12 protein-coding genes are annotated in these 21425 nt (G+C 43.4%); 7 read left to right on the top strand and 5 right to left on the bottom strand.

What is annotated here, in order from left to right:
- Position 1 precedes the first annotated feature (1 nt).
- Complete coding sequence (locus C1S74_RS05045) at positions 2–3163, top strand: efflux RND transporter permease subunit (protein WP_045400769.1); 3162 nt, start codon at positions 2–4, stop codon at positions 3161–3163.
- Positions 3164–3545: 382 nt separating this feature from the next.
- On the top strand, positions 3546–3998 hold the full coding sequence (locus C1S74_RS05040) for a MarR family winged helix-turn-helix transcriptional regulator (RefSeq protein WP_045400771.1): 453 nt from the start codon (positions 3546–3548) through the stop codon (positions 3996–3998).
- A gap of 41 nt (positions 3999–4039) precedes the next feature.
- Here C1S74_RS05040 and C1S74_RS05035 read toward each other — a convergent pair whose 3' ends face one another.
- The gene (locus tag C1S74_RS05035) at positions 4040–4996 is read right to left on the bottom strand and encodes an AEC family transporter (RefSeq protein ID WP_045400774.1); all 957 of its coding nucleotides are present in this window, start codon (positions 4994–4996) and stop codon (positions 4040–4042) included.
- Positions 4997–5187: 191 nt separating this feature from the next.
- On the bottom strand, positions 5188–6918 hold the full coding sequence (locus C1S74_RS05030) for a hypothetical protein (protein ID WP_045400777.1): 1731 nt from the start codon (positions 6916–6918) through the stop codon (positions 5188–5190).
- Between the two features lie 801 nt (positions 6919–7719).
- On the opposite strand from C1S74_RS05030, the gene C1S74_RS05025 reads away from it, so the two are divergent.
- Positions 7720–9681 carry a polysaccharide lyase family 7 protein gene (locus C1S74_RS05025; protein WP_082039058.1) on the top strand — a complete coding sequence of 654 codons (1962 nt, stop codon included), beginning with the start codon at positions 7720–7722 and terminating at the stop codon, positions 9679–9681.
- Positions 9682–10383: 702 nt separating this feature from the next.
- Positions 10384–11139, top strand: a complete 756-nt coding sequence (locus C1S74_RS05020) for an oligogalacturonate-specific porin KdgM family protein (RefSeq protein ID WP_045400778.1) — start codon at positions 10384–10386, stop codon at positions 11137–11139.
- A 625-nt stretch (positions 11140–11764) separates the two neighbouring features.
- On the opposite strand, the gene C1S74_RS05015 is transcribed toward C1S74_RS05020, so the two are convergent.
- A complete protein-coding gene (locus C1S74_RS05015; RefSeq protein WP_045400781.1) occupies positions 11765–13549 on the bottom strand; it encodes a sodium:solute symporter family transporter in 1785 nt (594 codons plus the stop codon).
- A gap of 414 nt (positions 13550–13963) precedes the next feature.
- A complete protein-coding gene (locus tag C1S74_RS05010; protein ID WP_045400784.1) occupies positions 13964–15745 on the bottom strand; it encodes a sodium:solute symporter family transporter in 1782 nt (593 codons plus the stop codon).
- Between the two features lie 1258 nt (positions 15746–17003).
- Between C1S74_RS05010 and C1S74_RS05005 the strand changes: the two genes are divergently transcribed.
- From C1S74_RS05005 to C1S74_RS04995, 3 genes are all read left to right on the top strand, one after another.
- The gene (locus tag C1S74_RS05005; protein ID WP_045400787.1) at positions 17004–18263 is read left to right on the top strand and encodes an alginate lyase family protein; all 1260 of its coding nucleotides are present in this window, start codon (positions 17004–17006) and stop codon (positions 18261–18263) included.
- A 74-nt stretch (positions 18264–18337) separates the two neighbouring features.
- Entirely contained in the window at positions 18338–19054 is a 717-nt protein-coding gene (locus C1S74_RS05000) for an oligogalacturonate-specific porin KdgM family protein (RefSeq protein ID WP_045400792.1), read from the top strand.
- 198 nt (positions 19055–19252) lie between these two features.
- Complete coding sequence (locus C1S74_RS04995) at positions 19253–20701, top strand: MltF family protein (RefSeq protein ID WP_045400795.1); 1449 nt, start codon at positions 19253–19255, stop codon at positions 20699–20701.
- 156 nt (positions 20702–20857) lie between these two features.
- Here the strand turns inward: C1S74_RS04995 and C1S74_RS27120 are convergent, their stop codons facing one another.
- On the bottom strand, positions 20858–21415 hold the full coding sequence (locus tag C1S74_RS27120) for a DDE-type integrase/transposase/recombinase (protein ID WP_425275333.1): 558 nt from the start codon (positions 21413–21415) through the stop codon (positions 20858–20860).
- Between the last annotated feature and the right edge of the window lie 10 nt (positions 21416–21425).

Here is a 21425-nt window from a genome sequence, read left to right as displayed (position 1 = left end):
TATGGCACGATTCTTTATCGATCGTCCGGTATTTGCTTGGGTTCTCGCGATTCTTACCATGTTGGCTGGCGTTATGTCGCTGTTCAACTTGCCAGTATCACAGTACCCAACGATTTCACCGACCACGATCTCTATTAGTGCTCGTTACCCAGGTGCTTCTGCGAAAACCGTAGAAGATTCAGTAACACAGGTTATCGAGCAAAACATGACAGGTTTGGATTACCTGCGCTATCTAAACTCAAGCAGTGATGCGTTTGGTAATGCAACCATTACGCTAACGTTTGATAGCGAGGCGGATCCAGATATCGCGCAGGTTCAGGTGCAGAACAAACTGCAATTGGCGATGACGTCACTTCCGATGGAAGTACAAAGCCAAGGTATTGTTGTAAACAAATCCAACACCTCTTTCTTAATGGTTGTGGCGGTTTACTCGGAAAACCCTGAGTTTACGGAAAACGATATCGGTGACTTTGTCGTCACGAACATTCAAGATCCGATCAGCCGCGTAACAGGGGTAGGCCAGGTGCAGGCGTTTGGTTCTCAATACGCAATGCGTGTGTGGCTAGATCCGTATAAGCTGACTCAATTTAACTTAACAGCAATTGATGTAGCAAATGCTATTAGTGAGCAGAACGCGCAAGTGTCTTCCGGTCAGCTTGGTGCGGCTCCGGCACAACCTGGTCAATTACTAAACGCGACCATTTCTTCGGCAAGCCGTTTAACTAAAGTGGAAGAATTTAAGAATATTATTCTTAAGTCAGAAGCGAATGGTTCGAACGTTTACCTAAAAGATGTGGCTCGTGTTGAGCGTGGTGCAGAAAGTTACGACATTAAAGGTCAATATAACGGCTCACCTGCGGCTGGTTTGGGTATCTCTTTAGGTACGGGGGCGAACGCGCTAGAAACAGCAGAAGCAGTTAAAGAGCGTCTAGGTCAGTTGAGTGCAATGTTCCCTGATGGTTTGAAGATCGCTTATCCATTTGAAACAACGCCATTTGTTCAAGCATCGATCAAAGAAGTAGTAAAAACGCTGCTTGAAGCGGTTGTCCTTGTATTCTTGATCATGTACCTGTTCTTACAGAACTTCCGCGCAACTCTTATTCCGACAATTGCGGTCCCGGTCGTATTGCTGGGTACGTTCGCCGTCTTGTACGTGACCGGGTTCAGTGTGAATACCCTGACCATGTTTGCCATGGTTCTGGCCATCGGCTTGCTGGTGGATGACGCCATCGTAGTAGTAGAGAACGTAGAACGTGTCATGCACGAAGATGGTCTCGATCCCAAAGCAGCAACTAAGAAGTCGATGGGGCAGATCACGGGCGCGTTGGTCGGTGTTGGTCTGACACTGTCTGCGGTATTCGTCCCAATGGCATTTATGTCGGGTTCTACGGGGGTTATTTACCGTCAGTTCTCTATCACTATCGTAGCGGCAATGACGTTGTCGGTATTGGTGGCGATCATCCTGACACCTGCATTGTGTGCAAGCTTGCTGAAAAAAGGCGATGCAGAACTTGCCGATAAGAAGGGATTCTTTGGTTGGTTCAACCGTAAGTTTGACTCGATGACCGCAGGTTATGAAACTGGCGTGGCGAAAATGCTGAAGCGCACGGGTCGCATGTTGCTTGTGTTCTTGGCAATGAGCGTAGGTGCTGGTTGGTTGTTCTCAAACCTACCTACGTCGTTCTTGCCGGATGAAGACCAAGGTACGGTGTATTCAATGGCTATCTTGCCGCCGAACGCGACTCAGGAACAGACAGAAGAAACACTGGAAAAAGTACGTACTTACTTCTTAGAAGAAGAAAAAGACAACGTAAAATCCGTGTTCTCGGTTGCGGGCTTTAGTTTTGCTGGTCAAGGTCAGAACATGGGCATGGCGTTCATCGGTCTTAAAGATTGGTCAGAACGTGAAGCGCCAGGGTCTGATGCAGCATCACTAACTGGTCGTGCTATGGGCTACTTCTCCACGATCAAAGAAGCCATGGTGTTTGCGTTTGCGCCACCTGCGATTCAAGAGTTGGGTAACGCGACGGGCTTTGACTTCTACCTACAAGATTCATTAGGTAACGGTCACGATGCGCTTGTTGCTGCTCAAGGTCAACTGTTGGGTATGGCGGCGCAAAACCCGAAATTAGTCGGTGTACGTCCAAATGGTCAATCTGATGCACCAATGTACCAAGTTAATATCGATCACGCTAAGCTACGTGCATTGGATGTAAGCATTAACGATGTGAACCAAATCCTATCATCGGCATGGGGTGGCGCGTACATTAACGATTACATCGACCGTGGCCGCGTGAAGAAAGTGATGGTGCAAAGTGATGCAGAGCATCGTATGCAACCAAAAGACTTCGACTCATGGTATGTGCGTAACGCACAAGGTGAGATGGTTCCATTCTCTGCGTTTGCAATGGGTGAATGGACGTATGGCTCACCTCAGTTGCAACGTTTCAATGGTTTACCTGCGATGAACATTCAAGGCGGTACTGCGCCAGGTGTGAGTACGGGTGAAGCGATGGAAGAGATTGAAGCCATGGTGAAACAATTGCCTCCTGGTTACACCGTGAACTGGAACGGTATCTCTTACGAAGAACGACTATCAGGAAACCAAGCGCCAATGCTATATGGCTTGTCGATCCTTGTTGTGTTCCTCGTTCTGGCTGCGTTGTATGAGAGTTGGTCAGTACCATTGGCGGTTGTACTTGTTGTTCCGCTGGGGGTCTTGGGTGCCGTTCTTGCGGTCATGGGACGCGGAATGGACAACGACGTGTTCTTCCAAGTGAGCTTATTGACCACTGTTGGCCTGGCAACGAAGAACGCGATCCTTATCGTAGAGTTTGCGAAAGAATATTACGAAAAAGGCGCTGGCTTGATAGAAGCAACGCTGCACGCGGTACGTGTTCGTCTACGTCCAATCATCATGACTTCGCTCGCGTTTGGTCTGGGTGTTGTTCCACTTGCCATCAGTGCGGGTGTAGGTTCAGCAGGTCAGAACGCGGTAGGTACAGGTGTACTTGGTGGCATGGTAAGTGCGACCTTACTTGGTATCTTCTTTGTTCCAGTGTTCTTCGTGGTGGTAGAGCGTTTGTTTGATCGCCGTGCAAGGAAAGAAGCACAAGCCGAACAGTTGGAATCTGCTTCACAACCATCAGCTAAGCAAGAGTAAGACTTAGTCATTAACTGAGTTATACTACTTCCAACAGATACAGTAATAACAAGAGCGCTTCGGCGCTCTTTGTTTTTGGATTCGATTGGATAGTTTAGGTTTTGACGCTTAATTTTTTACAGCATTCTGAATAGCGAGGAACGTACGTGATTCAGAATTTGCTCACTGAGCGCTGTGACTTGATGTGAAGCATTGCGCCAAGAGCGTGCGACAGCGAGATTCCTGATCTCGCCTAGGCTCGTCGAAATGGCGGTGAGGGAGTTTTGTGCTCATGGTTGTATTCCGCGTCATTCCCGAAAGCGACGAAGGAGTGCAGTCGGGAATCTCTTGCAAACACCAGACTATACAAATGAAAACAAAGTCGAAAGTAGAATAGGCAAGTATGAAAGATCAGAAGATTTCTCCGATATCCGTGTTAGATCAAAGCCCAATGTTTGTATGCAGTGTGATGAACCGAACGTTCCGTAATCGTGCGCAAGCAGAGCTATCACGCCAGAACTTGATGACGTTGGAAATGGCGAGTGCCTTAGCGGCGTTGGAAGAGTTTCAACCGATGAGTCAGCAAGAGTTGGCGGATGCGGTTTTGACTGAACGAAGCGTAGCAAAACGGATGGTGGATAATCTTGCAAAACGCGGCTTTGTGAAAGTGTCTAAAAGTGAAATCAATCAGAGGCTTAAAATTCTTACCCTAACCAAAGAAGGGGTAGAAGCTGTGCACAAAGTTCACCGTATCATGACGAATCTAAAGCAAGATTTCTTCTCATGTTTGACTGAAGAGGAATCAAACGAGTTCTTCCGCTTAGTTCGTAAGATGACCTTGGCGAACCATCCATAGAGGTCAACCAAGCCTCAGCAATTTGTGCTGAGGCTTTTTATTTAAATCAATCCATACGCTTTTAAAATCACAATGCCCACCGTACAGGTCACTGTCGAAAGCACTGTCGTTAGAGCGATGATATTCGCTGCCAATACGGAGTTTCCTCCCATTGAGCGTGCCATTACGTAGCTCGCTGCGGCAACGGGAGAGGCGTTCATAAAGAACAAAATACCCAGCTCAATGCCTCTGAATCCCACCAAATAAGCACCGAACGTAATCACGATTGGTGCGACTACGAGCTTGTAACTGCTCGCAAACCAAGAAGGGCCTTTCTCTTTCTTCATCAAGCTTAAATTCAGTGATCCACCAGTACATAAAAGAGCAAGGGGTAGGGTCATCTTTGACAAATAATTCCCAGCATCAATGACGATTTCTGGGACGGGAATTGACAACAGATAGAACACCATGCCAGAGACAATCGCGATGATAAGTGGGTTCTTGGTCAAGGTTCGGACCATCATTTTCGCCGCTTGAGAACCAGAAGTCGCTCCTTTTGGAGAAAGGCAAATCACTGCTTGAACGTTGTAGATAAACGTCGTGACTGCGACATAAAGTGCAGCTAATGCTACCCCTTGCGAGCCATAGGCGTTGGCGACATACGCGATGCCAATAATACCCGTATTAGCGCGAAATCCACCTTGGATTAATACGCCTTGGTCTGGCGAAGATTTGAAGAACAGCTTGACGGAAACATAGGTGAAGATGAAAAACGCGATGCTGGCAATAATTCCGTAATTAACGAAGCCACTAGCCGCGGAGAAATCGTGATCGGAGACCACAATACTCAAGAACAGCATTGCAGGCAGCGTGACCTGAAAGACCAGCTTCGAACCGACTTCGATAAAGTTATCGTTGATAAGGCCAATGCGCTTGAAGATAACGCCTAGCACCAGCATTAAGCAGATGGGACCCGTGATTGATAATGAAAATTGCAACTGATGTAAAACAGCATCCATGAGAATATCCGCAGCAAAAGAAAAGAGGTTTTATAATTGTCATACAATTTGATTGTTCGATTAAACCACAGATTTGATGTCAACGAACAGTGCATGACGGGTGTTTCTGACAAGAAATATAAAAGAGGAGGGGATGAGGTTGTTAAAAACAGTCTGGTTGCGAGCACAACCAGACTGAAAGAGTAGACAGTTTAAAACAGTGTTGAATCTACGTTGTCAAAATACGCCTTATTTGAATTACCGCTGTTGTCTCCGGTATACAGCGTTAATTGTGAAGGAACAATGCTTGAATCTAACCCAGTGCTCGATTGTTCTACGTTTTCGGCGATAACTTCACCGTTCATTGATACCGTGATTAGGCCGGCCGCGTTCCAAGCCAAAGTGATAGAGTGCCATGTGTCTCGTGCAATATCGCTCGCAATAGTTACATCATTATCACCAGCCTCATACTTTAACGTTGAACCTGATTGGTTTAGTTCGAAATACCTGTTCGAGTTGTTTTTACCATTGCCAATATTGATGTACGTGGACTTCTCATTTGTAGAAGGGAAGTAAACGTCGAGCGAAACAGAGCCTGATGTCGCTGGGGCACTGAATTCTCGCATTGCAAATGGTTTTGAACCCGTATGGTTATCGGCTAAGAAGAGTGATTGTGTTCCGCCGTTTGATCGATCATCGCTGACTTCTGCTGTGGTAGTACCTAACTCATCGTCCTTGATATTTGACGTTGTCCATGAGCCATTTGCATCACTTATTAGGGTTCCTAAGGTATAGGATTCGAAATCGTCTGTGACTTCAGAAGGTTCTGTAGGCTCACTGCCGGCTGAACCAACAACCGTCGCCTCATTGGAGCTGCTATTGTATTTCGTTGCGAGATCGGTACCAGAAGCATAGCTATCAAAGTCTTCGTTTAGAACTTCGGTCTCTGTGCCTGAATCATTTGAGTAGACAATAAGGTTATCGCCAAGTAATTCAAAATTAGTGGTATTTCCATTGTCGCCTAGACGTAATGAGATTGTTGTGACAGCAGTGCCATCGGCAACGGGCAAGTTATCAGCATAGTTGATGCCATTCACGGAGAATGAGAAGGCTTCTGGTCCCCAGGTGACCTCTACCGCCAGATTCTCGCCAAGCTCAAACGTACCACCCGCATCGGTCAAGGAACCACTTGCGTCACGGTATTTAATTACGCCGTTTTCAAATGCAACTTCACCATGCAAATTAGAGTTCGAGGTTTTCGCTGCGTAAAAAGAGATATAAGCATTGTCTCCTGAGCCATCGGCTTCTTGTTCGGTATCCTCGTCATTCTGATACACAAGGTCGACAGTCAGTTTACCGCTTTCAATGGAAGCAACGGACGTAGAGTCGGCTAATTTGATTCGTAGTTCACCCGTATCCTCCAGCGTTCCTGCGTTATTGGTATCAAGAATTTGAACAACATTATTAAGGCCAGCATCAGTGTTGGCATTAGCGATAGCGTCTAACACACCAGCCGTGTCTACTTCATTCGAGCCTGTAAGTTCTCCCAAGTTGGTATCAGAGATAGTCAAAATCTCATCAGTCACCGAGTAGTTGCCGGTAACTTCTGTCGTATCTGTTAAATCAGCACTGTTTCCGTAGTAGGTGAAAGTCAGCGTACCCGCATCAACATCTTCGGTATAAGTGGCGTCGTAAATAGTGTAAGTACCGAAGTTATCGTCATCGTTGTAGTACTTTTGAATTCCTTCATCAAATACATAGATGTTGGGTAAATCACTTGCAGTCGAAGTTGCTGCGACTTCTTCAATGCTCCAATAGCCATTGGCTAAAGATGCGTCGGGGGTAGGGGTTGTTGGCGAGGTTTCGTCTCTCAAATCCGTATTACAACCAACCAATAAGCCCGTTGAAAGGGCAACTGCTACTGCAACTTTTGTCATTTGCATAAATTAACTCTCATTCACGTTAGTATTCATTGGATATGTATTATTGTTAGACAAAATATTTTACTCATCAATATTCAGACATTCATAGAATGATCTTACTCACTCACTGCTCAGTTTCTTGCCAGTAAAGTGTTGATTAAGTCACATAAAATGTCGAAAACATGGCTTTTTGTTTTTGAATTGTTGCTTATTTAGACGGTGGGATGGTTTATGGAAATGAGTCTTATGCGTGGGTTGAGTCAGATATTTTGTTTCATATTTGCATATGTTTACTCGTTATTATCATACAAAGCATTTAAGAGTGAACCTCGATGAACTTGGTGAGAAGTGGCATTACATGGCCGTTTTTGAGAGGGAAATGAAGCGCACAAATGAGAAACTAAAGAATAGAGATAAAAATTACAGATAGAATTATCAATACTAGTTTACGTTAGGTTCGATATTTATTTTAATAAAAACAATCATTTAAAGTACAGTGAGAGCTAAGTTGAATATTGCTTTCGAGGACTTTTATTAAATTTAAGTATGTATTTTACTTGATGAATACCAGGCATCATGTCGTCTTTATCCGAAATCACACATGACGTGACCCAAAGTAGATAAATGTAACGTAGGGGTGTTTGAAAGGGGATCGCAGTCTCATTCTATACATAAATTGCTTTTATTTGTAATACAAGATTATGTAATGTTTCTATCAATATCAGGTCAATAAAAAAACAAATGACCGATTTCAAGCCGTTCAGTTGTTGATTTGACTGTAAGTTTTGAATATTGCACTTGTACTATAAGAATGGATTAAATATGCGACCAAATACCCTACAAAGTTTCTTAGCGGCCTCTGTGATGCTTGCTCTTACCGGCTGTGTATCAAATGGTGATGGAAAAGACATCAATACACCTGCACCAATCAATGTCGTAGCATCAAGCCACGACGGAAACTTACCGAACCAAGTGATGGATGGTAATTTACAGACGCGTTGGTCGGCAAGTGGCCAAGGAGAGACCATGACGTTTGATTATGGTCAAGAGATCGCGTTTGATGCGGTTAAGTTGGCTTTTCATAAAGGTGATGAGCGGGTAACAAAATTCAATATTGAGGTCAGTCAAGACGGTAATACATGGAACACGGTCGTTAGCGACGGACAGAGCACGGGTAAATCCCAAAGCTTGGAACGCTTTGACTTCCCTGAAGTGACCGCTCGCTACATTAAATATGTTGGTATGGGAAACAGCAAAAACGATTGGAACAGTGTGACAGAATTTATGGGTGTTAACTGTAAAACGGATTACTGCTCTAACCAAGAACTCCCTCGCGGAGACATTTTAGTGCCGGTTGATATTACCTCGAGCTCTCATGATGGCAATGGGCATGATCGTTTATTTGATAATGATACTTCAACTCGCTGGGCAGCAAATGGTCTAGGTGAGTGGGCGATGTATGATTACGGCAGCGTCCAAACTTTTGATGCGGTTCGTTTATCTTTTCATAAAGGTAATGAACGCGAAACCAACTTTGATATTCAAATTAGCATTGATGGTGAACAATGGCAGACCGTTTTAGAAGGTGCGAGCAGCTCTGGTGGGGTTAATGGCTATGAACGCTTCACTTTTGATCCTGTTGAAGCGCGCTACGTTCGCTATGTGGGTCAAGGTAATAGCAAAAACTCTTGGAACAGCGTGACGGAGTTTGCTGCGTTGAATTGTGCAATTAACAGCTGTCCAGATAACCATATCATTACTGATGAAGTGATTGCTGCTGAGCGTCTAGCCAACGAAAATAACAAGCAAACAGCCAATGGCAAATCGCAAAAGCAAAAAATGGAAGAGCTCCGCTCTGGCAATTTTGGTGTGAAAGTTGCGCTACCATGTGCGACGAGTTGTGATTGGGACGTACCTTTAAAGAAACCAGTACTTCCAGCAACACCAAAAGCGGGTAATAAGCCGGGAGAAAACTTTGATCTAACGACTTGGTACCTCTCACAACCATTTGACCATGACAAAAATGGCAAGCCTGATGACGTTAACGAGTGGGATCTTGCTAACGGTTATGAGCATCCAGAAATTTTCTATACAGCAGATGATGGTGGTTTAGTCTTTAAGACTTACATTAAAGGTGTTCGTACTTCAAAGAACACAAAATTTGCGCGTACCGAACTGCGTGAAATGCTTCGAGCTGGTGATAAGTCCATCTCGACGAAAGGGGTAAACAAAAATAACTGGGTATTCAGTTCTGCGCCAATCGAAGACCAAAAAGCGGCTGGTGGTGTCGATGGTGTATTGGAAGCAACATTGAAGATCGACCATACAACCACAACAGGTGAACTGGGTGAAGTCGGTCGATTCATCATTGGCCAAATCCATGATAAAGATGATGAACCAATTCGTCTGTACTACCGAAAACTGCCTAACAAAGACACTGGTACTGTTTACTTTGCGCATGAAAATACGCTCAAAGGTACGGATAATTACTATGATTTAGTTGGTGGTATGACTGGTGAAATTGAGGATGGTATCGCGCTTGGAGAAGTCTTCTCTTATCGAATCGAAGTGGTCGGTAATACGATGACGGTGACGGTCATGCGTGAAGGAAAACCGGATGCGGTGCAAGTCGTAGATATGAGTGAGAGTGGTTATGATGTCGGCGGCAAGTACATGTACTTTAAAGCTGGTGTATATAACCAAAATATCTCTGGGGACCCAGATGATTATGTCCAAGCTACGTTCTACAAGTTGGAAAAGTCGCACAATCAATATACTGAGTAACGCTTAATACTGCATATTCGTTTAAATAAGACACCCGCCTATATTGCGGGTGTCTTTAAAATAAATGACTTTACTACTTACTTGTTAATTTAAATGGTGAGCTATAATTAAGGTTGTTGCTGAATAGATCTTTATTTTTATCTGAACACCGCTTTGGTGGGTTTTCTTATTTCCGCATTTTGAATGGTAAGACTACTTGCTTTTTCATTTCTATATATAACTTCAGTATTTTAAACTATAACGAAATCAACTTTCGATTGTAGTCTCTTCTTATTTTGTAAACATAAAAACTGTTTTTACTGGGCTTTTTGGGTTTTGTTTCTTTGTTTTTGGCATTCTTTAAGATTTTCTATTTCGATGTTTTCCTGTTGCTCAATGGCCCCCATGTTTTGTTGGCTAATATTAGGTATGGTTAATTTAAATCTTCATTCTGCTATTTATATTTTTATTTGTTTCGGTTTGAAAATTAGACTGTGTATCACAAACTATTTTGTCAAAATTAGTAATGGTTAACATTTATGGAAGATATAATATATTTATCCGTCATGAATAAGCTGTTTTTGATTGTTATCACAGAATAATTCAACGAATAAAAATATTATTATTTGTAATACATTAATGCAATATGTTTAGTTGTGATTGCATTATGGCACTCTTGGATACGGGATGTATCCATATAATAATTGATAGCGAGAACACAGAATGAAAGCAGTGACAAAAATTGCAGCACTTGTTGCCACTACCCTATTAGCTGGAGCAGCTTCTGCTGCAACACTTGATTACCGAGCAGAGTACAAGCATGAAGATGAGAAGTTTGCTCATCGCATTAAAATTGGTGGTAGCACTAATGTATTTGATGATTGGAAATTGTCTTTAGGTGTTGAGCAAAAGTTTGCGAGCAACGATCCAACTAAGTACTGGGATCAAGTAGAGCGTGGCGATTCAGAATTCTCTTGGGCGATGACTCGTAATCTAACTAAGCAATGGTACATTCAACCAGGTATGCCGATCACTTTTGGTTCTGAAAAGACCACTTACAAACCGCAGTTTCGTGTTGGCTACAAATCATCGTTTGGTTTAACGACAGCGCTTCGCTACCGTCATGAATTCCAAGTGTACACTGATGATGCTGGTACTAAGACACTGACGGATGGAACAAGCGTCAGCGTAGCAGGGAAAACGGTGGAGCAAGGTAAATGGACACTGACTGGTTCGTACAAGTTTGAAGATAAAGACTTACAAAAAATTAAACTTAGCTATGAAATCAACTACAACAAAAACTATGATGAAGTTCGACTTTCAGATGGTAAAGATTCTGAGTGGGATGCTGGTATCATTGCAGGTTACCAAATGGGTGACTTCCGACCTTACATCGAGCTATGGACGGTTGATTATGGCTCATCAGCGGAGGATGACCGCCAACTTAGAACTCGTGTTGGTTTGAAATACAACTTCTAATTCGGCTATTTTCGCCTAATTCAAGCTTTATGAATAACGAAGGTCTAGCAATTGCGCTAGGCCTTTTTTCGTTTGAGAGACAATCATTTTCCTTGGGGAGACGCATTCAATACGTTGTTAGTGGAGGTGTGTGCTCATGAAGAACCGTCAAGTTAAAGGTGATGCTATTAAGGTTAGTCCTTTATTTGTCTCTCGCAGTGGGGTATTTAGGGCAAGGATAAACCAACAAATTAAAGTCGCGAGACGTACCCAGTTGTCATCTCATTTACTGTTCGCATTGATATATAAGCGAAGGGGATGCCTAAGAGGTGGTGGTCAACGAAAACATCAATACACTTCCTCTGTGAGGCCAGAAGAGGATATGTCCTAAGTAGCTCATATCAGAAGGGTTGGAAGGTAACTATTGGTACCATCACTTCATGAGGAATCAATAAAGCTGATTTCACATCGTAAACTGGAAAGCACTATGTATGAGATGTTGCTGTGAGGACTTGGATAGGAAAGGTTGAAGGGACGTTGGATTAGCCTGATAACCGAATAAAAAATAAAGTGGCTACGAGAGTAGCCACTTTATCGAGGAGGAGGGTGTACTATTTATTGTTGATTTGCCAACCCAGTTTAGCGATTAGCTTTCCGCTGGTGTCACTTTATTATTTGCTTGTTCTGCATTGCTATCGACCGCTTTCATCAGTGCTACACCGACGCCAAGGACAATCACACCACAGAATACAAAAATCATTCGTCCCCAGAGCGGGTTAGGCAGTAAGAACATTGCCATCACGCCCACGCCGGATACCGCAATTAAAGAGCCCAACATTTGGCGTTGTTTGTTGTCCAGTTTCTTTTGCTCTGTTGAATCAGAAACTAATGGTGTTGCTAAGTTATTGAAGAAGCGGTCAACGTCTTGTTGGCGTTTTTCTTCAAGCGGCTTGTAGAACAATGTCGACAAGGCAAAGAAACCAGCGGTAAATACCAAGTGACCAATCAAGCCAACGGCTACTTTCAAGTCTGACCATTCACGGCTTGTCAGCTGCTCTAGGCCAAGCCAGTTTTGAACCATTTCTGGTGTAATCACAAAACCAACTGTGTAAGACACGATACCGCCTACCACAAGTGTGCCCCAGCCGGCCCAGTCTGGTGTTCGCTTAATAAAGAAGCCACAGAATGCTGGGATGGTCATAGGGAAACCAATCAAAGCACCCACGTACATCATGGTGTCAAACAGGCTCAAACCTTTTAACGAGTTGATGAACAATGCAATCAAGATGATGGCAATACCGAAGAAAGTTGATGTGATTTTTGACACAATCATCAGCTCTTTTTCTGTCGCGTTCGGGCGCAGAATCGGCAAGTAGAAGTTCATCACAAAGATGCCAGAGTTACGGTTTAGACCTGAGTCCATAGAAGACATTGTCGCTGCGAACATGGCTGAAATCAGAAGACCCACCATGCCAGCTGGCATGTATTGCTCAACAAAGTACAAGTAAGCAAAGTCACCCGCTTTAGAGCCTGCTTCAGGGTAATGTGCTGCTAGGTCAACACCTTGGCTGGCAATGAACCAAGAAGGGGTAAACCAAATTAGCACGCCCATTGTCATTAACACACACGCTAGCAATGCTGCTTTCTTTGCGTTCTTTGAGTCTTTCGCTGCTAAGTAACGATGGCAGTTCAACATGTTGTTGTTGATAGAAAACTGCTTCAAGAAGATGAACACTGCCCAGATACCAAAAATACTGAGGTAGTTCAGGTTGTTACCAGTTACGAAAGAGCCATTTTCTTGAACAGGGAAGTTTGCAATGATCTCAGTGATGCCGCCGCCTTTCACGACTGCTACTACAGCACAAGTTACGGTTACCGCCATAATGATGACCATCTGCATGAAGTCAGAAGCGATAACTGCCCAAGAGCCGCCGGTTACCGACATCATCAATACTACTAAACCTGTGATCCAAATTGTCGTCGTCATATCGAAGCCGAAAATGCCCGATGCGATGATCGCCAAACCGTTAAGCCAAATACCTGCTGAAATGACACTGCTTGGCATGCCAGACCAAGTGAATACTTGCTCATTGAAACGGCCAAAGCGCATACGAATTGCATCAATTGGTGTAATGACGCGCAGTTGACGGAATTTTGGAGCGAAGTACAAATAGTTCATTAAATAACCGAATGCATTCGCCAGGAAGATAGTCGCAACTGCGAAACCATCGGTATACGCTTTACCAGCCGCACCAGTAAATGTCCATGCACTGAACTGGGTCATGAACGCGGTTGCGCCCACCATCCACCACAGCATGTTGCCGCCCCCGCGGAAGTAATCACTTGTCGTGCTTGTAAACGTTCTAAACATCCAGCCTATCGCAATGAGGAATAGGAAATAGATGCCAACAATCAGGGTATTGAGTTCCATTTTTAGACCTTCTCATAGTCATTGATTTCTGCTGGATATATTATCCGTTCGATTTTTTATTTGTACTACAATAATTCAATTGTGTGATGAAGTGATTAATACTGAAAATCAAAATGACCCAGTACATTCTTCTGCTTCTATCAGCGATGATTGATATATGTGAACTTAAAATCGATTATTCAATAACTTATGAAGAATTTTGTCAGTAGAAAATGTCCCCAATTCGTTTCCATTATCGTAACAACAATAATTTTTGGTTATACATTTTGAATGTTTTGTATGATTATTTCTTTGTTAAATTCGCTAGTTGTTTAATGTCTTACCGCAACGGATTTAACAAAAAAGTAAAAAGATAGGCGTGAGTGATACAAGAAAAGTGAAGCGGCTGAGGCCAACCGCTTCATAAGTGGAGATTTAGTTTTCTGTTGCAGTTTCTTGGATATTCGTACCGGTATCGTCAACGGCTTTAACAAGCAGTAGACCCACACCACCAACGATTGCACCACACAAGATGAAGACTAGGCGTCCCCACATTGGGTTAGGTAATGCCGCCATCAGCATGACACCTACACCAGCGACTGCGATAAGCTTACCAAGCATCTGACGTTGTTTGTTATCTAGCGCTTTCTGCTCTGCTGATTCAGAAACAAGTGGAGTCGATAGGTTGTCGAAGAACTTATCAACGTCTGCCTGACGTTTCTCTGTGAGAGGCTTGTAGAACAGCGTTGATAGTACGAAGAAGCCGCCTGTCAAAGTAATGTGACCGATTAGACCAATGGCAACTTTAACATCTGACCATTCACGTTTTGTTAGTTCTTCAAGACCGAATGTTGATGAAACCATGTCAGCAGTGATGACAAAACCAACAATGTAAGAGACTAAGCCACCTACGATCAGTGTTCCCCAACCAGCCCAGTCTGGCGTTTTCTTAATAAAGAAGCCTAGGAATGCAGGAATGGTCATTGGGAAGCCGATCAATGCACCAACGTACATCATAGTGTCGAACAGGCTCAGACCTTTCAATGAGTTGATAAATTGAGCAACAAGGATAATGGCAATACCAAACACAGTTGACGTAATTTTCGATACTGTCACTAGCTCTTTTTCTGATGCCTGACCTTTACGAATTACTGGTTCGTAGAAGTTCTTAACGAAAATACCAGAGTTGCGGTTTAGGCCTGAATCCATTGAAGACATGGTCGCGGCAAACATTGCTGCTACGAGAAGGCCAACCATACCTGCTGGCATGTATTCTTGTACGAAGTAAAGGTAAGCGAAGTCGCCTGCTTTGCTGCCTGCATCTGGGTAAGCGGCTGATAGGTCAACGCCTTGACCCGCAATGTACCAAGAAGGCATAAACCAAATGAATACACCGCCCAGCATCAGTACGCATGCTAGCAATGCCGCTTTTTTGGCATTCTTCGAGTCTTTTGCTGCAAGGTAGCGGTAAGAGTTCAACATGTTGTTGGTAATAGAGAACTGCTTAACAAAGATGAAGAACGCCCAAATGCTAAAGATGCTTAGGTAGTTCAGGTTGTTACCAGAGACGAAAGAACCGCCCTCTGCGACAGGGAAGTTGTTAATAACCTCTGTGATGCCACCACCTTGAACGATCGCAACCACTGCACAAGTCACCGTCACCGCCATGATGATAACCATCTGCATGAAATCAGACGCGATAACCGCCCAAGAGCCACCGGTTACCGACATCATCAGTACCACTAAACCTGTGATCCAGATTGTCGCTGTCATATCGAATCCAAAAATACCGGAAGCGATGATAGCGAGGGCATTCAACCAAACACCAGCAGATACCACACTGTTTGGCATTGAAGACCAAGTGAATACTTGCTCATTGGTTGAACCAAAGCGCATACGTATTGCTTCAATTACCGTCACAACGCGTAGTTGTCGGAATTTTGGTGCAAAGTATGCAAAGTTCATGAAGTAACCGAATGCGTTTGCTAAGAAAATAACCGCAACCGCGAAACCATCGTTATAAGCTTTACCAGCTGCACCAGTAAACGTCCATGCAGAGAACTGCGTCATAAAGGCTGTCGCACCTACCATCCACCAAAGCATGTTGCCGCCGCCTCGGAAGTAGTCACTAGTTGTATTGGTAAAAGTTCTGAACATCCAACCTATTGCAATTAAGAATAGAAAGTAGATGCCTACAATAAGGGTATTGAGTTCCATCTTTAGACCTTTGATAGTTATTTAATGTCTTGAGGCAATACTAACCATCAGTTTTTGTATTTGTAGTACAATAACTCAAAACCGTGACGAATGATCCGGAATGGGTGTTTTCAATAATCATACAAGTGATCAGGATCGGATATTGACATTGCACTCAAAAGGGGAAGGGTGCACCAAGGTTAAGTAATCCCCGAATAACAGAGCAATACGACGCACCGCTTTGGTTCAAAGCTTGATTCAAATTGATGCCGAGTAGTGGCTTCTTAACGCGAATTGACGAAAGTTTTTGTAGGATTTGTATGACTTTATAGATAAAAAAACGCCCACACATGCCTGTAATGCGTGGGCGAAAACGGTAGAGATACCGTCTGAGCCAAGGGCTCTGTTGGATTGCAATAGAACAGAGAAACGAGGTTCTGGATGTAGCAGGAAGATACTCGAGGGGTATATCTTCCATCGCTGCTTAGCTCATTTCGCTGTAAGATCTTCGACAATCATTGCAAAGTTCAACAAAGCTAGGCTCTGTAAAGTGTTGTTATGATATGGGAGCAACTAATCTTCTATATCCACTTCAAGTCTTTATATCACTAAACCTGAAGCTTCTTTATTCGGGTCCTTCTATATAAGCAGTCTCTTGCTGTTTGGTTCCTTCGTGCTAGTTCTACCTATAACCATCGCAGCCCGACAAGGACGGCAACAGAAGGAAGTAGCAATAAACTACTTAGCACCATTAGTATCTGAGCGACAGTAAGTAACGACGACAAGATGGTCTTCTTCACCATGGAAAAGTTCATTAATCTCACCAATCTTAATCACTATGCTCTGTTTCTGTTTTCTCTTTTTTTACCACCCATATTTTCAGCCTTATATGGGTGATGACTTCTCATACCGATGATGCCTAACCAACTAACGAGTTTCTATCGATGAAAGATGTAGAGAAAAATAAGCCGTCAATACTAAATTTCTGTTCTGTGTCTCAAAAAGTTAAATTGATTATATTGTATGACAAATAAAAGTGAACTTATTTGGTGCAAAAATATGCGGTAGAGCACATTTTTTCTATAAACATTAAGACAAATGATGAAGGGGTATATTGCGCAATATAATATTTATCAATGGTTTAGTGTGTTTTTTGAAGTTTGTAACAAAGTCTTATAGACCCAATAAGTCATACAATTAGATCTAATTCACAGAACCGCTAACATCGGCTAGGTACTATATTTGTAGTATTTAAACTCAAGATAAAAGGCCGATAATAATGAAATCCCTACGACCTCTACATCTAGCAACCTGCCTCAGCGCCGTTCTTTTTAGTGCTAACACTCTTGCTGCAGACTTTGTGTTTCTTGATGAATCTACGCTTGAACAAAACCGTGCCGTTTTACAGTCAGATAAGGCTAGTGATTCGATGAAAGACGCATATGAGCGTTTGATTGAAGAAGCCGAATTGGCAATGAAAGATGGCCCTTTCTCTGTTGCTGATAAAGGCATGACACCACCAAGTGGCAGCAAAAATGACTACATGAGTATCAGCCCATACTGGTGGCCAGATGAGTCAAAAGAGGATGGTTTACCGTGGATTCGTCACGATGGAAAAACTAACCCAGCGTCTAAAACTGCCGAGACGGATTCAAAACGCATTGGTCACTTTACGCGCTCTGTTCGTGCACTCTCGCTAGCGTACTACTTTAGCCAAGACGAAAAATACGCGAAGCAAGGCATTGAATACATCCGCACTTGGTTTATGAACGATACCACCAAAATGAATCCGAACGTAAATTATGGCCAAGGCGTCCCTGGACGTGCAGAAGGTCGTCGCGGCGGCATTATTGATACACGTACACTTGCTGACCGCATGTTGGATTCCATCGCAATCCTATCGTTATCTCCTGCTTGGACTGATAAAGACGAGCAACAAATTACTCAATGGTACAGCGATTACTTAGATTGGTTGATCGTTGATGACTTATCGGGTGGCCCTAAAGGCGAAGCGGCAGCAATGAATAATCACGGCACTTGGTACGATTTCCAGGTGGCGAGCATTGCGTACTTCTTAGGCAATGACGCGCTTGCAAAACAGATGGTTCAAAAAGGCAAGATGCGTGTTGACACACAGTTCGAGAAAGACGGCTCTCAACCTCATGAAATCGAACGTACTCGTGCATACCACTATCACTACTTCAGCTTAGACCCGTTGGTTGGTATCGCTCAAATTGGCGACAAATTGGGCATCGACTTATGGCATTACGAAAACAAAAAAGGTGGCTCATTAGCACAAGGCATCCAGCTAATGGCGACTTACCAAGATCCAGCGTCTGACTGGCCATACACCGCAAAAGATAATCCTCGCCGCGTAGAGCGCATGACGCCTATCTACCTTAAAGCAGGTGTGGCAATGGAAAAACATGAGTGGATAAAACTGGCAACAGAAACAGACTTTAGCCGCTTCACCGTGAAGAAAAACTTGGCAGAAGTCTGGGCTCAGCGCGACATCGAATTGCTTTACCCAAAACAATAAAACCCTAGAAGGGGCGGTGTGTTTGTGTGCGTGCCGCCACTTTGAAAACCATGTATTTACAGTGGAACATTACCATGAAATCTAAAAAACAAATTGCTTTAGCGATCGCTACCACCCTTTTTGCAGGCAGTATTTCAGCAGCGTCACTAGACTTCCGTGAAGAATACAAGCACGACTCAGAAGACTGGGCGGGCCGTATTAAAATCGGTGGCAGCACTGGTAACCATTACTACGGTGTAGAAATGAAGCACTCAGGCAATCTAAGTGAACTGCAACGTGGTGATAGTGAATTTGAATACGGTTACCACTTTAAATTTGATAACAACTGGCGCGTGACGACATCAATGCCAATCACATTTGGTGATGAGGCCGTGACGTACAAACCACAAGTTCGCGTTCAGTACAAATTCGATTCTGGTATCACAACCAAACTTCGCTACCGTCACGAGTTCCGCAACTACGCTTCTGGTAAAACGTCAACAGGTCTAGACGGCAAGCAACATGACTCACTGAACGCAAGTAAAATCACAGGTAACATCGATTACAACTGGAACGCTTGGCAATTTGGCTTTGAAGCAAACTACAAAGAAGATTTCTTCAGCAACGAGTGGAAGTTGGGTAACCGTGACGGCAAGTACGAGTGGGACTACAACTTAAAAGTAGGCTACAAAGAGAAAGGTTGGGATTGGCGTCCATACGTTGAATTCGGTAACGTTCAATGTAATAGCTCTTGCGACGATAGCTCTTCACGCCAGCTACGTAGCCGTGTTGGTGTAACGTACAGCTTCTAATTTAAAGCAAATTCAAATTAGGAGTCTTTCCAATAGCCAGCCCCCGAAGCTGGCTATTTTTTATCTCCCCCATTTATCAGAATTTCGAACCGTTTAACCTCGTCATTCTCGCTGAACCAAGCATCTCGAGGTTACTTGGGTATATCTAACGTTTTATTGCTAAAATTATCATTAGTAATTCTGCGAACGGATAAGCTCATGATGGGTAAAATGCTATGTATCGTTCTGTTTTTATGGTCTTTTTCTCACACCTGCACTGCGTTGGAGTTGTCTCCATTAAAATCTGAACCTTATGTTGGTGACTTGGAGACATTGAAAGAAAAGAAAGCCGTGCGCATTTTAGTGTCTGCCGATCTTGGCTTTTACTACATCCAGAATGGCAAGCCGAAAGGCATCATCTCGGAGCTTATCTATGAGTTCGAACGCTACTTACGGAAAAACAAAAAGGCGATCAACATTCAGGTTATTCCTGTAGCAAGAAATGAACTCATCCCCAAACTGATTTCTGGGTATGGGGACATCATCGTGGCAAACCTGACCATCACCAATGAACGTGCCGAGCTGATAACCTTTAGTGATCCAGTCAGAGAAAACGTCTCAGAAATCATTGTTACGAACAGCAAACACTCTGACATCAAAACCGTTGATGACTTGAGTGGCCTCGATATTTGGGTGAGGGAGAGCTCCAGTTACCATAAGAGCTTAAGCAAGGTAAATAACTACTTCACGATACAAAACGAACCGCTGATCAACATTTTGTTTCTGGATGAGATCATTCAAGATTACGAAATCCTTGAGATGATCAGTGCTGGAATTATCGATGTTACAGTGCTCGATCGTCATAAGTCTGGTATGTGGGGGAATATCTTTCCCGGCGTTGCGTTCCACAATCAAATCGCCGTCAGAGACAATGCTCAGATCGCGTGGGGAATAAGACAAGATTCTCCTCAGCTTGAGGAAGCAGTAAACAAGTTTATCAAAGAAGTAAGGATAGGCACTCTATTTGGCAATGTGGTCAATGAGAGGTATTTAGAAAACGACAAATGGTTAAGAAAGTTCCTCAATAGAGACAACGCCGTTCGCTCCAAAGAACTTTTGGATATCTTCTATTTGTACGCTCAAGAGTATCAATTTAACCACTTACTTATGTTGGCCCAAGGTTTTCAAGAATCAGGTTTGAATCAAAACATCATCTCTCATAAAGGGGCTGTGGGTATCATGCAAATATTGCCGACAACTGCGAGAGACAGAGCAATAAACATTTCCAATATTTACGAGAAAGAACCAAATATTCATGCTGGTTTGAAATACATGCATTATCTCAGGAAGTATTTCTTTAGTGATGAGGAAGTAAGTGAGAACGATATCATTTACTTCTGTCTTGCTGCCTACAATGCGGGTCCTGGCAATATCAGGAAAATGAGAAGAATCGCAAAAGAAAGAGGCTATGATCCTAATGTTTGGTTCGGCAATGTGGAAGTTGTGACAAGGGAGTATATCGGGCTGGAGCCCATACGTTATGTGAGCAATATTAATCGCTACTTCATTGCGTACAAGCTATTAGAGCGACTAAATAATCGTCGTAGCGAGCTTGCACCTTACCTTCATCCTCCATACAAACTCGAGTCTATAAAGCTGTATTATTAAGCTTGGTTACAATCCGTTCAAAAGCGGCCAAAGAATAGCCAGAGCGAAGCGCATTTTCTCAAACTTGATTACACGGTAGAAACCACAGACAAGGAGTGATTGGTTCCCTATTGGAATGACCCCTTAAAAGTAGACACGGAGGGTTAATTCATTAGCTCAAAGTCTATGGGGCTCACTCCACCTAGAGTCCCATGCCTTACTCAAGGCTTTTAGCACTAAATAAGCATTGTTTATGCGACTCGTAGACCACCCCACCACCTTCCTCGAATACAAATCCAATATGACACAAAGGTAGTTCCAACCTTCCTTACATCGAACTTGAGTTATATCAGAAGCCCAAACTTGATTTGGTTTACTCACGTCAAATTGGCGATTAAGAAGATTGTACGCAGGCATCAGTGTTTTCTGCCTAGGAGCTCGACCATGGCGATTTTTACTGGCTTTAGAACGATAACCTACTAACTGTAATAGCCGTTGAACTCGCTTCTTATTGCAAATAAAACCGAAAGCAACCGCGGCTTCCCACAGCTTTCGATAGCCGGGGATACAATGCTGCCTATCACTTTCCTTTTTCAAAAAGTCGAGCAAACTTTCATTTCTTTGTTCACGCTCACTTGGCTTTCGATGGAGCCACTTATAGTAGCCAGCTGGAGAAACATCTAGCCATCGGCACAGCCTTATTACTGGTCGCTGGACACTCGTATATTTTAGAATGTATTCAAAT

The sequence above is a fragment of the Vibrio hyugaensis genome (assembly GCF_002906655.1).
Lineage (GTDB): Bacteria > Pseudomonadota > Gammaproteobacteria > Enterobacterales > Vibrionaceae > Vibrio > Vibrio hyugaensis.
Note: the sequence above shows the minus strand (reverse complement) of the source record. Positions and strands in the feature narration are given on the sequence as shown.

Excerpts from the sequence above, each read along its gene's own strand:
- C1S74_RS05040 (WP_045400771.1), top strand. The coding sequence starts at position 3,546 with ATGAAAGATCAGAAGATTTCTCCGATATCCGTGTTAGATCAAAGCCCA.
- C1S74_RS05045 (WP_045400769.1), top strand. The coding sequence starts at position 2 with ATGGCACGATTCTTTATCGATCGTCCGGTATTTGCTTGGGTTCTCGCG.
- C1S74_RS05020 (WP_045400778.1), top strand. The coding sequence starts at position 10,384 with ATGAAAGCAGTGACAAAAATTGCAGCACTTGTTGCCACTACCCTATTA.
- C1S74_RS05035 (WP_045400774.1), bottom strand. The coding sequence starts at position 4,996 with ATGGATGCTGTTTTACATCAGTTGCAATTTTCATTATCAATCACGGGT.
- C1S74_RS05010 (WP_045400784.1), bottom strand. The coding sequence starts at position 15,745 with ATGGAACTCAATACCCTTATTGTAGGCATCTACTTTCTATTCTTAATT.
- C1S74_RS05030 (WP_045400777.1), bottom strand. The coding sequence starts at position 6,918 with ATGCAAATGACAAAAGTTGCAGTAGCAGTTGCCCTTTCAACGGGCTTA.
- C1S74_RS05005 (WP_045400787.1), top strand. The coding sequence starts at position 17,004 with ATGAAATCCCTACGACCTCTACATCTAGCAACCTGCCTCAGCGCCGTT.
- C1S74_RS05000 (WP_045400792.1), top strand. The coding sequence starts at position 18,338 with ATGAAATCTAAAAAACAAATTGCTTTAGCGATCGCTACCACCCTTTTT.
- C1S74_RS05025 (WP_082039058.1), top strand. The coding sequence starts at position 7,720 with ATGCGACCAAATACCCTACAAAGTTTCTTAGCGGCCTCTGTGATGCTT.
- C1S74_RS04995 (WP_045400795.1), top strand. The coding sequence starts at position 19,253 with ATGATGGGTAAAATGCTATGTATCGTTCTGTTTTTATGGTCTTTTTCT.
- C1S74_RS05015 (WP_045400781.1), bottom strand. The coding sequence starts at position 13,549 with ATGGAACTCAATACCCTGATTGTTGGCATCTATTTCCTATTCCTCATT.